Source organism: Anaerohalosphaeraceae bacterium (assembly GCA_037479115.1).
GTDB lineage: Bacteria > Planctomycetota > Phycisphaerae > Sedimentisphaerales > Anaerohalosphaeraceae > JAHDQI01.
Genome location: JBBFLK010000012.1, coordinates 84,172 through 95,156 on the forward strand (window position 1 = coordinate 84,172; position 10,985 = coordinate 95,156).

9 protein-coding genes are annotated in these 10,985 nt (G+C 55.2%); 4 read left to right on the forward strand and 5 right to left on the reverse strand.

The features are described from left to right. Positions 1 to 208 precede the first annotated feature (208 nt). Complete coding sequence (locus WHS88_07570) at positions 209 to 1,804, reverse strand: PAS domain S-box protein (protein MEJ5260030.1); 1,596 nt, start codon at positions 1,802 to 1,804, stop codon at positions 209 to 211. An 828-nt stretch (positions 1,805 to 2,632) separates the two neighbouring features. On the opposite strand from WHS88_07570, the gene WHS88_07575 reads away from it, so the two are divergent. The 3 genes from WHS88_07575 to WHS88_07585 all read left to right on the forward strand — a co-directional run bounded on the left by WHS88_07575 (position 2,633) and on the right by WHS88_07585 (position 4,275). Beyond that, positions 2,633 to 2,908, forward strand: a complete 276-nt coding sequence (locus WHS88_07575; GenBank protein ID MEJ5260031.1) for a glycogen-binding domain-containing protein — start codon at positions 2,633 to 2,635, stop codon at positions 2,906 to 2,908. Between the two features lie 153 nt (positions 2,909 to 3,061). Continuing rightward, positions 3,062 to 3,553, forward strand: coding sequence for a helix-turn-helix domain-containing protein (locus tag WHS88_07580; protein MEJ5260032.1), 492 nt, complete (start codon positions 3,062 to 3,064; stop codon positions 3,551 to 3,553). Next, positions 3,544 to 4,275 (forward strand): ATP-binding cassette domain-containing protein, encoded by a 732-nt coding sequence (locus WHS88_07585; GenBank protein MEJ5260033.1) that lies wholly within the window; start codon positions 3,544 to 3,546, stop codon positions 4,273 to 4,275. Before WHS88_07580 ends, WHS88_07585 begins: the two co-directional genes overlap by 10 nt. On the opposite strand, the gene WHS88_07590 is transcribed toward WHS88_07585, so the two are convergent. Further along, a complete protein-coding gene (locus WHS88_07590; GenBank protein ID MEJ5260034.1) occupies positions 4,272 to 4,532 on the reverse strand; it encodes a hypothetical protein in 261 nt (86 codons plus the stop codon). The two genes, WHS88_07585 and WHS88_07590, sit on opposite strands and share 4 nt — an antisense overlap. Before the next feature lie 283 nt (positions 4,533 to 4,815). Here WHS88_07590 and WHS88_07595 point away from each other — a divergent pair, with 283 nt between their 5' ends. Next, positions 4,816 to 5,490: a hypothetical protein gene (locus WHS88_07595; GenBank protein MEJ5260035.1), complete on the forward strand. Its 675-nt coding sequence runs from the start codon at positions 4,816 to 4,818 to the stop codon at positions 5,488 to 5,490. Between the two features lie 162 nt (positions 5,491 to 5,652). Here the strand turns inward: WHS88_07595 and WHS88_07600 are convergent, their stop codons facing one another. The 3 genes from WHS88_07600 to WHS88_07610 all read right to left on the reverse strand — a co-directional run bounded on the left by WHS88_07600 (position 5,653) and on the right by WHS88_07610 (position 10,565). After that, positions 5,653 to 5,901 carry a hypothetical protein gene (locus WHS88_07600; protein ID MEJ5260036.1) on the reverse strand — a complete coding sequence of 83 codons (249 nt, stop codon included), beginning with the start codon at positions 5,899 to 5,901 and terminating at the stop codon, positions 5,653 to 5,655. A 74-nt stretch (positions 5,902 to 5,975) separates the two neighbouring features. Beyond that, positions 5,976 to 7,574, reverse strand: coding sequence for an alpha-L-fucosidase (locus WHS88_07605; protein MEJ5260037.1), 1,599 nt, complete (start codon positions 7,572 to 7,574; stop codon positions 5,976 to 5,978). A gap of 18 nt (positions 7,575 to 7,592) precedes the next feature. Then, a complete protein-coding gene (locus tag WHS88_07610) occupies positions 7,593 to 10,565 on the reverse strand; it encodes a PA14 domain-containing protein (protein ID MEJ5260038.1) in 2,973 nt (990 codons plus the stop codon). Positions 10,566 to 10,985: the final 420 nt, after the last annotated feature.

Sequence of the window (10,985 nt, forward strand, 5' to 3'; positions counted from 1 at the left end):
CCATTTTACCGAAGACTTCTCATACAAACCATACAAAATGTTGAAGTCTCCGGCATTTTCTACGAAAAATTTTTCTTACTTTGCGCAGTTTCTCTGCTTTTCCTTATGTCGGCGATTGGATTTCAGAAAATGAAAGAAAAATTCCTTTTTTTCGGGTTATTTTTCCTTTTTTAATATTAAGAAAGGGATATTTGTTAATTCCGGGAAGTTATCGGACCGCCGGAAGGACCACAAAGAAGGAGGCACCCGCCCCCGGTTCCGATTCGACCCAGATTCGCCCATCCAGCCGGTCCAGAATCCGGCGGACAATCGTCAGTCCCAGTCCTTCTCCTTTTTGGGGGCCGTCCGGATAAAGCCGATGAAAGATTTCGAAAATCTTCTCGTGATGTTCTCTGTCGATGCCGATACCATTGTCCCGGACTGTGTAAATGACTTCATTGCCGTTTGTCTGTCCGCTGAGCCAGATTTCCGGCGGGGTATCCGGCCGGCGATATTTTAAGGCATTGTCCAGCAGATTGCTGAACACCTGATTGACCTGGACGGCATCGCCCAGACAGTCCGGCAGAGACTCCAAATAAATCTGGGCTCCCAGGCGGCGAATCTCATACCGCATTGAGCCGAGAATCAGCTGGACAAGGGCGTTCATTCGAATCGGCTCAATCCGAATCGGGGCCGTGCCCACACGCGACAGGCGAAGCAGACCGCTTAGCAGGGAATCCATCTTGGCGGTTCCGGCGGAGATAAAATGGAGCGATTCGGCAATGTCTCTGTCGAGAATCTGGAGAATGCGTTCGGCGGTTTCCTTCGGGATATCCGACGTTTTGAGAATGTTTTTTAATTCCTCGGCGGCCCGCTGAATCTCCCCGGAGAAGCCCTCAATGTTCACCAGCGGCCCGCGCAAATCGTGGGACGCTACAAAAACAATGCTCTCCAGCTCTTCGTTCTTCGCCCGCAGTTCCCGTTCCGTACGTTTTCGTCCGGTGATGTCTGTCAGGGCAAACAGTTCGCCTTTGGAGCGGTCCTGTGGGTCCAGATACACGCCCCGCAGCAGCACGGAAAGCAGATGCCCGTCCTTGTGCTGAAAAGTCAGCTCGTCCATCACCTCCCCCTGGGTCTCCAGACGCGAGTACAGCGACTGTCCCCAGAACACAAACTCTTCCCGGCTTCGGTACAGGCAGGAGGTGTCCCGTCCGATTAATTCCTCCGGGGAATACCCTAACAGACTGCAGAAGATTTTGTTGACCCGGATAAAGATGCGGTTCCGCACATGGCTGATGCCCACAGGGACCGCCTGGAAGACGGCGTCCAGCTCCTGCTGCTGCCGGAGCTGCTCCTGCTGGCGCCGCTGTTTTTCGGTTACATCCCGGAAAATCCCCACTGCGTAAGGGGCCCCGTTCAGCCAAAAGAGAGCGGCGGAAATATCCGCATAGAAAATCTGTCCGTCTTTGCGCCGAATAGACTGGGCGGAAATTTGCTGGGGATGCCCGGCGGCCAGTTGTTCAAAGTGTTCAAGGGCTGCCTGGTGGACATCAGGCGGAAGGATATCCAGAAGCGTCATCTGCTCAATCTCTTCGGGGGTGCAGCCGAGCATCCGGCACATCTGCTGATTGGGCATCAGAAAGCGGCGGGTCCGGCAGTCCAGCAGCATAATTCCATCCAGTGCGTTTTCAAAGAGGGCCCGAAACTTCTGTTCGTTTTCCTCGGCACGAAGACGCAATGCCGTCAGTTCTTCCAGAATTTTTTGCACGGAGCATTCTGTGGAAGACCTGGATTGGCCGGCGATTTTCGGGTCTTCTGATGTCATATACCGCAGACTCCGGAAGTTATCTGATTATTATATCCGATTTCAGGATATTCCAAAGAAACATTTTCCGCCGTAACATTGAGAAAACGCTTCTTTTTGAGGGGATACGGGGAGCAGACAGGAAGGAGCCGGCGCAAAGAGTCGGCCCACAGCTCCTCTCCTGGCGCTATGGGCCGCACCCTCCACCGTTACTGCCGAAATTTACTGAAACGTCTTCCAAGGGATTTGTCAAGCGCGGGAACAAAAAATTTTCCCTTTTTTGAGAAACAAGACGCTCAAAGACAAAAGCCAGATCCGCTCGAGAGCGAAATCTGGCTTCGGAGGAGGGTGTTGAAGTCGTTGTCTATCTATAGTATTTATGACAAATAATCGGCTTTTTGGTGTAATCTTTTTTCGCGGAAAATCGGTTTTTTGAAAATTTTTTCTTTTTTTCAGCGTTTCCGCAAAGAAACACCAAAGACGTCTCGTTTTTTAAGTCTCTGTTTATAATGGGCTTAAGATTTTCCGGATATAGACAATCCCGGAAATCTTTTCCGAAGACAGTGCCGGAGGCAGGCCGTTTTTAACGGGGGATTATTCACGGATGGCCTGTGATATTTTGAAGGAAAACTGTCTTTTATATCCCGGAACAGGGGGAGTTTCGGACAAAATCGGTGAACATTTGAGGTTGTCCGGCGGTAGAAATAAGGAAAGCTCCTGCGAAGATTATCTTGTCTTTTAACCTGCGGTAATTATGATGGAAGAGCAGAAATCGGTTTGGGGAGCTTTTGTTGCACCCTGTGTCGCAGAGTGCAAAAAACCGATGAACAGATGAAGGGAGTGTCTGACATGGTAAAAGCAGGAAAGAAAAAAGGAGAATTTCGTTTTGTCTATAAACCCGCCGGAAAGGTCCAAAAGGTTGCCCTGGCCGGCTCTTTCAATCAGTGGAAGCCGGTACCGATGACCAAGCAGAAAAACGGGGAATACGCCCTGACGGTTCCTTTGACAGCGGGTTATTATGAGTATAAGTTCCTGGTGGACGGCTGCTGGCTGGAAGATAAGGACAATGGGGCTTATACGTTTAACCCCTACGGAACCCTGAATTCGGTTTTGAAAGTCGATTAATTGTTTTTTTGAATCGATAAAGCAGGATAGAAAAAGGTTTTAAAGAAAAAGTTAGATATATATCAAACATACTTCTTGACAAGATTCATAATTTATAAGACAATATCGGCGGTGAAAAAATAGAAGGATTTGAGGCGGCAGAAAGGAGAACCAATGGGCTGCTGGAGAGCCGGTGCTTTGGAGAATTGGCCCGATCGGCCTGTCGGGTTTCGGGGGAACAGGGAACTCGTTCGGGATGCGGCTGAACAAATCTGCCGGCGGCTGGAGTGGCTGGAGCTGTCCGACCGGCTCCTGCTGGAAATGATTTATGAACAGGGAATGTCCGTTCGCAAGGCGGCCGTCATTCTGCAAAAAAGCCCCTCGACCATCGCCCGTCGGATTCGCGCCCGGGTTCAGGGGCTTTTTTCCCCGGAGTATCAGATTTGTCTTCAGCATCGGATGGAGCTGTCAGACCTGCAGATGAGCATCGCCCGTTGTTATTATGTCCAGAAAAAAAGCCGTCGTGCGATTGCCCGATTTCTGGGCATTTCGCGGTATGCCCTCCAGCGTCATCTGGACCGGCTGGAGGGGCTGGTGGAACGGGAAAAGGAAGTTCGTGAACCAGGACCGGTTGCTGCTTTCCAAGGACACCGACGATGCGTCTGACGGCGACACTCGACTGTCCGGGATTTATTCCGTGGGGCCCCCGGGCTGCTCAGCTGATGCGTCGGTTTGGGCTGGACCGTCAGGATTTGCCGGAGCAGTCTCCTTCCATTCCCATTTCGGTGGAGCTGACTGCCGGACAGATTTGTCTGCTCACAGGCCCGTCCGGAAGCGGCAAAACCCTCCTTCTGCGTCAATTTTTTCAGCAGGCAGATGCCGAGTCGCGGATTTGGCTGGAGGAGATTGTCCTCGAGTCTGAACGCAGTGTGATTGACTGTGTCCAGGAGCCGCTGGATGAGGCGCTGCGGCTTTTGACGCAGGCAGGGCTGGCGGATGTCTTTGCCCTTCTGCGGCCTCCGGCGCATCTGAGCACCGGCCAGCAGTATCGCTACCGCCTTCTGCAGGCCCTTCGCAGCGGACGGCTCGTGATTTTTGCGGATGAATTCGGTTCTTGTCTGGACTTTGCCGGAGCGGCAGTGCTGGCCCTTCAAACGGCTCGACTGATTCGGCAGCGCCGGCTGATTCTTTTGGCCGCCGCAACACGGGAGGACTCGGCCTGCTTTCTTGAGCCGGATATTCTCATTCGCTTTGATGCACCGGCTTGTGCGGAGGTGCTTGCAGTCCGGGCCCCGGAGCATCCCGGCCCCAAAGGTATGCCGCCTGCTGACCTGCCGGTCAGTCAGGCGGCGATACGCAGGCGAGGGCTGAAATCTGTATCGCGTTAGGAGGGCTGGCTTACTTGGGCTTCTACCTCTTCCGATTTGATTTCCTGAATGATTTGGCAGGCCCAGTCATTTTGGGTCGGCAGCATATATTCCGGTACGTTTTTCAGGCCGGTTGAGATTCCAACCTGATAGCGGGCACATTGCTCAAATGACCCCAGACAATACCGTTCCCGAAACAGATTTCTCAGTTTGGGCATGCTTTCTTCGTTCTGAATCAAAAACTGGCACTGTTCAATCAGGGTGCAGGTTTTTTTCATTTTGGCAGCTTCCTTCTTTTCAGTTCCCATGCTCCGAATGTTTCCGGGTACAACCCCGAAGCAAAATGGGATTTCGCCAAGGTGTCGTTCGATTGGTATCCGTATATATCCCTATATATAAATCAGTACAGTTTCTTATCGTCCTGAGAAGGCCGCAGCAATCACTTTTTTCAGAGTTTTCTTTCAAAATTGGAAGGGGCTATAAAACGTGCAGAAATATGGCGCAAATGCGTTTTTTTCCGGTCTGTTTCTCATGTCTGCTTCGGCGGAGGAGGTGCGGAGGATGTCCGCCATGCATTATCGGTCTTTGGGCCGACAGCCGTACGCGGCGGCGTGGAAACTCTGTCATAAAACCCTAATGGGGCCCTCCTTTTCTACATATCCCATAGGGATTATTACCTATGCGATGCCTCTGCTGAACTGTGCAGCCCGCCGTCAGGCGGCGGGGGACTTTTTCTCGATTCCGGATAAACGGCTGCGTTTGGAGCGACTCAATCAGCGTGTGCGGCGAATCAGCCGAGTGATTATAGACCCGCGCTTTCGCGGGTTGGGTCTGGCGGCCCGGCTGGTGAGGGAAACGATGTCTCTGGTGAAAGTGCCAATGGTGGAGGCAGTGTCTGTAATGGGCTCAATGGCCCGCTTTTTCGAACAGGCGGGGATGCGAAAGATAGACATCCCGCCTCGCCCCCAGGCCCGGCTTCTGGCTGAACAGCTGGTTCAGGCGGGCATTCCGGAGGACCTCTGGACGGATGCCGCCGAAGCGGATGCACGAATCCGCGCTTTGCCCTCTTCCGTCCGGGAACCGCTGGAAAAAGCGGTGGAACGGTTTCTCGGCCCGTACGGCCGGCGCCGGCAGATGCCGCAGGGGCTTGCACGCATCCGGTTTGTTCTGTCGCGTCTGAATGCCCGACCGGCCTATTTTGTCTGGTTTCATCCGGAGATTCCGCTGAAGAAATAAACAAAACCCAAGTTATTTCTGAAATACAGTCATTCGAAGCCTCTGCATTCAGGATGGGCAGGAAGAATTTTTTCGGAAGAAGGGGTTGAAGGAAAGAGTAAACAATGATATCGCCGCTTTTGTCGGTTCCCAATCTGCCGAGCAAAAGCCGACGATTTCAGGTTAGGCTTCCTGGCCGGAGGCAGTCTCTGTATGCCGCCGCAGAATCATATCCGCCCACTGCAGCTGAGTCGGCAGCATCGACGTCGGCACATGTTCCCGCCCGATGCGGCTGGCGACCTGATAGCGGGCGCAGTCGGCAAAGTTCCCGTGGCAGTAGTCGGCCTTCAGCTGGTCAAAAAGCGTCTGAAACCGCTGGACGGAGGGGTCGTTGAAAAAGGCGCAGCCCTGAAGGTACCTGCAGGTTTCCATGGGTTTATCCCTTCCCTGATTTCACCTGGACGCCGACTATCATACCCGTTCAGGGACCCGGGATGCAAGTGTTTTTAATAATAGAGTTCTACGGAGGCGAGAGTCGGGGCCACCCTGTACATAACAAAATGAATCCGCAGTTCGGTGGTGCTGGTTTCCGGCACCGCGAGGATGCGCTTATAGCCGATGGTGGCGGCTTCGGCCAGTTTGGTCCACCGGCCGTCCGGACCTTTGGCTTCGACAAAAAAGGCCTCCACCCGCTGGCTGCGGCGGATTTGTTCCTGAAGCACAATCCGCCGGAAGGTCACCTGCCGCGGAAGAGTAATGTGAAGCATCACAGGCCCGTCGGCGCTGCTGGTTGTGGCGGCTTCCCACCAGGTTTCGTAGTCTCCGTCCACCGCGGCGGAAGGGGGATGGTCCGGCAGGAAGCTGGCGGAGGAGGCGGTTGCTCCGACCGCCAGGTTTTGTCCGTAACGAGTCTGACGCAGTTCGCCGAAGGCCTTCAGGGTCGCCACCGCCGGCTCCGTGAACAGCCCCCGCTTGTCCGGGGGAATATTCAGAATGAAGCTTGCATTGCGTCCGACGCTGCGTTCATACAGGTCCATCAGTTCTTCCGGAGTTTTCATATGGTTGTCGTTGTGATAGAACCAGCCCGGCAGAATGGATGTGTTGGCTTCCGCCGGATACCAGTGCAGGGCCGCGGCCTTGGCCAGTCTGTCGCGAGCCCCCAGAACGGGGTCCGTCATATCCGGCCACTCGAATTCCTCCAGCGGCTTGTCCAGACCAATCACACTCCATTCGATTTCCCGGGCTGTGCCGCTTTCATTTCCGGCCCATCGGATATCCGGCCCGCGGTTGAAGATGACGGCCTGCGGCTGAAGCAGGCGAATCAGCTCGGTCCATTCCCGGAGGGCCCATTTTTGTCCGCCTTTGGTTTTGGGGACGGCCCCGTCAAACCAGACTTCCGCTACGGGGCCGTATTCCGTCAGGAGTTCGTACAGCTGATTGAGAAAATAACGGTTGTAGTCATCGACCCTGCATCGGTAGGTTACACCGGCCCCGAATCCCTCCCGGGGAGCCGGGCGGGGGATCAGCGGATTGCTTTGGAAGGAAGCGGGGTCTGTCGGGATGACCGAATCGACGGCGGGGCTGCCGTTTCCGTAATAGCCGTTCGGATGTTCCAGCTGAAATAAATCTGCCGGCGACAGATAGATGCCCACCTCCAGCCCCTCAGCGCGGACGGCATCGACAAATTCCCGAACCACATCGCCCTTGCCGTCTTTCCAGGGGCTGTTTTTGACGGACTGTTCGGTGTAGCGCGACGGCCACAGACAAAATCCGTCGTGGTGTTTGACGGTCAGAACGGCCATCGTCATCCCTGCGGATTTCAGGGCCCCGGCCCATTGGCGGGCATCCAGAGCGGTCGGCTGGAAGACGGAAGGACTCTCCGTGCCTGTTCCCCATTCCCGTCCGGTGAAAGTGTTGGGACCGAAATGAATAAATGCATAGACGTCGTGCTTGCGCTGCCAGGCATATTGCCGCTCACTGGGGACAACGGAAACGAGTTTTTGTTCAAACGCCGCCGTTTCCTGCGGGGAACGTTCCGCTGCTTTGGAGACGCCGAGATGAACGGCGCCCAGACAGAGCAGCAAGGTCCATCGGTTTTTCATCATTTAAAGTCCCTCCGCTTCTTATTTCAGCCAGTTTCGTGCAAACTCCGCAAACTCCGAAAGGTCAGCCGCGCAGTCGCCGTTTTGGTCGATTGCCGAAGTCAGAACGCAATTGTTTGACATCCAGACGTCCGCCAGGAGCATGAGGTCTTCGATGGAGACGGAACCGCTGCTGTTGAAGTCGCCGTACAGGCCGCTTTGCCACGGCGACAGGTAGTTTCCGGCAATGACTTCCTGCGTGAATCCCGGTCCGCTCCAGGCGACGGCGATGTGATCCCCGCCGGTGTATTCCTTGTGCAGGACCTCGATGTAGTATTTCTGTCCGGCCGTCAGCGTGCGCGGACTGGATTGCTGAGAAGAATACTTGTTCCACTGGCGGGGGTCTGTCCAGCCGGGGACTGAGGCAATCAGGACGGCGTTGGCCGGGCTGCCGTCGGTGCTCAGCCGCAGCTGGCAGTTGTCATCCCCGGCAATCCAGAAGGTATAGGTGCCGGTTGCGGGCGGATACAGATAGCCGCGAATGCGGGTGCCGTAATTCTCTCCGATATTGCTCGGGCCTTCGAGGGCGGTGAGCCGACCCACAAAGGACGGGTTGTTCGGATACGCCGGGTTCGATGTCAGCGAAGAGACCGAGGAACCGGCAATCCCGTCCCATCGTTCATAAAGAATGGTTCCCAGTGCCGTTTTGGGAACAGAAGCGGAGGCCTGATTGGAAACATCGGACTCGTTCCAGGCGGTATCTACGGCCCGAACCACATAATAGTAAGTTTGGCCGGAGACAACGGCGGTATCGAGATAACTGGACTCGGTCAGAACGGAGGCGTTCAGTCTTTGGTACCCGCTGCCGGCGGTTGACGAGCGGTAAATATGGTAGCCCCGCAGGTCGGGTTCGGTGTTGTCGTCCCAGTCCAGCCGGATATTGATGCCGTTTAAGACAGCTGTCAGGCTTGTGGGTGCGGCCGGGGGAGTCGTGTCGCTGTTGGGCGGGGGAATCTTCATCAGCATCATGCAGCTTGCCGGCAGTGTAATCTGGAAGGTATTTCCTGAGCGAAACGCCTGTGGGGCGTAAAAAGGAGCCGCCAGGGGGTCCGGATGAAGAACGCCGTTGATGCGGATGTCGTCTTTGTCCTGGATATTGACGCCGCCGGCGATGACGGCCCCGTCCGGCTCCAGCAGCCATTGCTGACCGTTTTGGCCGGCGGAAAAACCGGTAATCTGGATATCCGCCGTAATGTCCGAGCTGGGGGAATTGTTAAAGACAAAGATGGTCAGGTTCCCCTGGTCATCCTTGGCCGCATACGCCCGGACCAGGGGGGTATTGGAGCTGGAGGCCTGCACCATATGCCGTCCGAAATGATGAATCAGCATCGGATTGACATACCAAACCGGATAGACCCGGAAATTGGCTCCGTACTCGGGAATCCAGGGGTTGGACAGGTCCCAGTTGTGCCTGGCCATTTCCAGAATGTATTGGGCATGAAACAGGGCGTTCACATAGCAGCTGACGCGGTCGTAGCTGTCATGTCCGCCGGCGTCCCATTCCGTCATTCCATAGCGAATCTGACCGACATATTGTGCTCCGAGAGCGTTTTGGACAATGCTGTTCAGACTGGAGGTATAGAGCCCGATGTTGTCGATGTCCGTACTTAAGAGCGTGGGGTTGTACGAGGCGGGCTGACCCGAACCGGGATACGAATGAATAATCAGAAAGTCGGGAACCGCATTCTTGGCGGCGGCGGCGACAAGCGTATCATAAGTCCAGTAGCCCACATACCAGCCCCACGGCTGAAGTTCGTGTTTGGGTTCGGCGCAGGCGCCGATTTTGATGGAGGGATTGACAGCCTTCATTGCCAGATAGAAATCGGCGAATTTGTCGCCGTAATACGTTCCGCTGATGCCTTCGAACCACCCGACTTCCCAGGGGCCGCCGATTTCGTTGCCGATTTCCCAGTATTGGGCGCAGACAGGCCGGGCGGTCTGGTCCTGGACCCAGGCAACGGCCGCATTGACGGCGTTCTGGTGAGCAATCTCATAATTCTGATGTTCCTCATCATAGGGGGTATCGTCCTGAAGGGTGTCGTACCACCAGCCGGGAAAGTTCACGATCGGCTGCAGGGTCGGAGGAATGGTTTCGCCCGGCTGGCTGAGCGCCGCCATCAGATTCAGGTATTCGGTATAACTGACCTTCCAGGCGGCGGTGCCGTTGGGACCTTCGATATCGCTCCAGAGATGGCCGTTGCCCCAGGAGCCGCCCGGAATGCGGAAATATTTTCGTCCGGACGCCTTCATTAAATTGTTAAAAGTTGTATTGGTTCCCGCCTGCGCACCGTCCCAGGACTGCAGGTTGGCACCGTACAGGGTCATCGGAATCGTGCGAATCGGTGCATCGGCGCTGATTTGAATGGTTACATTCCCGGAGTCCGGGATTACGGCGCGGATATTATCCAGCCAGAGCGTTCCGCCGCCGGAACCGGAATTGGTAATGAGGAAAAATTCGGCCCAGCCGCCGGTCCCGTTTTGAATAAACGTGTCGCGAACACTCTGGGGAATGGTTACGGTCAGCGTATCGGTTCTCGGGCCTGACGGTACGCCGGGATAGCCCAGATTAAATTGCTGCCAGCCGCCTGTTTGGCTGTTGATAATAAAAAACAAATTCAGCCATCCTCCGGGAATCTGACCGGCTTCGTTTCGTGTGGTTACATCCAGCCGGATGGCGGTCATGGTTTTCAGCAGGTCCGGCTGCGGGAGCATGTTTTTCTTCAGGACGCCGAGCCAGCCGCTGGGGAAAACGACCCGCAGTGAGGAAGCTCCGGCGGTGACCCCCTGCGTGGAATACGAAACCGAAACGCTGCCGTCCGCCGTCCAGCCGTCCATGGTTCCCTCAAAATCGCCGAGCATCACAACGGCGGCGTGCAAAGGGATTGACAGGAACAAAAGGAGTATGGCCGCCGCAAGAAGGTCAGGGGGCGTTAGAATTTTTTTATAAGGTCTCATTTTTCCCCTCTAAAGCACTGGGTTGCGTCTTTCTTCCGGGTTCGTGCCGACTCTCCACATTCGGAAAGTCCGGCTGCCCGGTTGTCGTTTTGGTCGATGCCGGCGGGGCTGGTGCACCTGCCGAAGTCTGCTCATCTGCACCCCCCAGGTTCGGGCCAACAGATACCGTCTGCCTGTCCTGCTTGCAGGTCGGGCACTCTATTAAGAAATAGCGCAGCGAGGGGGGATTTCTGGGAAAAAATTCGGTTTTTGTGAACCTTTCGGATAAAACCTTGCCGAAAGGGGGGATTTTCTCCCTTCGCAGAAGCTTCAGAGAACAAATCGCAGGGATGGTGGGGCTTGGCGAGGGAAATAGCCCCGGGCGTAAGCCCGGGGAAGATGGGGATAGGGTTTTTGTTCTCTTTTTTCCCCGCCCTTGCG

What these genes read in the sequence shown, in the direction of transcription:
- WHS88_07570 (MEJ5260030.1), bottom strand. Translation starts at nt 1,804, where the DNA reads ATGACATCAGAAGACCCGAAAATCGCCGGCCAATCCAGGTCTTCCACA.
- WHS88_07575 (MEJ5260031.1), top strand. Translation starts at nt 2,633, where the DNA reads ATGGTAAAAGCAGGAAAGAAAAAAGGAGAATTTCGTTTTGTCTATAAA.
- WHS88_07600 (MEJ5260036.1), bottom strand. Translation starts at nt 5,901, where the DNA reads ATGGAAACCTGCAGGTACCTTCAGGGCTGCGCCTTTTTCAACGACCCC.
- WHS88_07610 (MEJ5260038.1), bottom strand. Translation starts at nt 10,565, where the DNA reads ATGAGACCTTATAAAAAAATTCTAACGCCCCCTGACCTTCTTGCGGCG.
- WHS88_07585 (MEJ5260033.1), top strand. Translation starts at nt 3,544, where the DNA reads ATGCGTCTGACGGCGACACTCGACTGTCCGGGATTTATTCCGTGGGGC.
- WHS88_07590 (MEJ5260034.1), bottom strand. Translation starts at nt 4,532, where the DNA reads ATGAAAAAAACCTGCACCCTGATTGAACAGTGCCAGTTTTTGATTCAG.
- WHS88_07605 (MEJ5260037.1), bottom strand. Translation starts at nt 7,574, where the DNA reads ATGATGAAAAACCGATGGACCTTGCTGCTCTGTCTGGGCGCCGTTCAT.
- WHS88_07580 (MEJ5260032.1), top strand. Translation starts at nt 3,062, where the DNA reads ATGGGCTGCTGGAGAGCCGGTGCTTTGGAGAATTGGCCCGATCGGCCT.
- WHS88_07595 (MEJ5260035.1), top strand. Translation starts at nt 4,816, where the DNA reads ATGTCCGCCATGCATTATCGGTCTTTGGGCCGACAGCCGTACGCGGCG.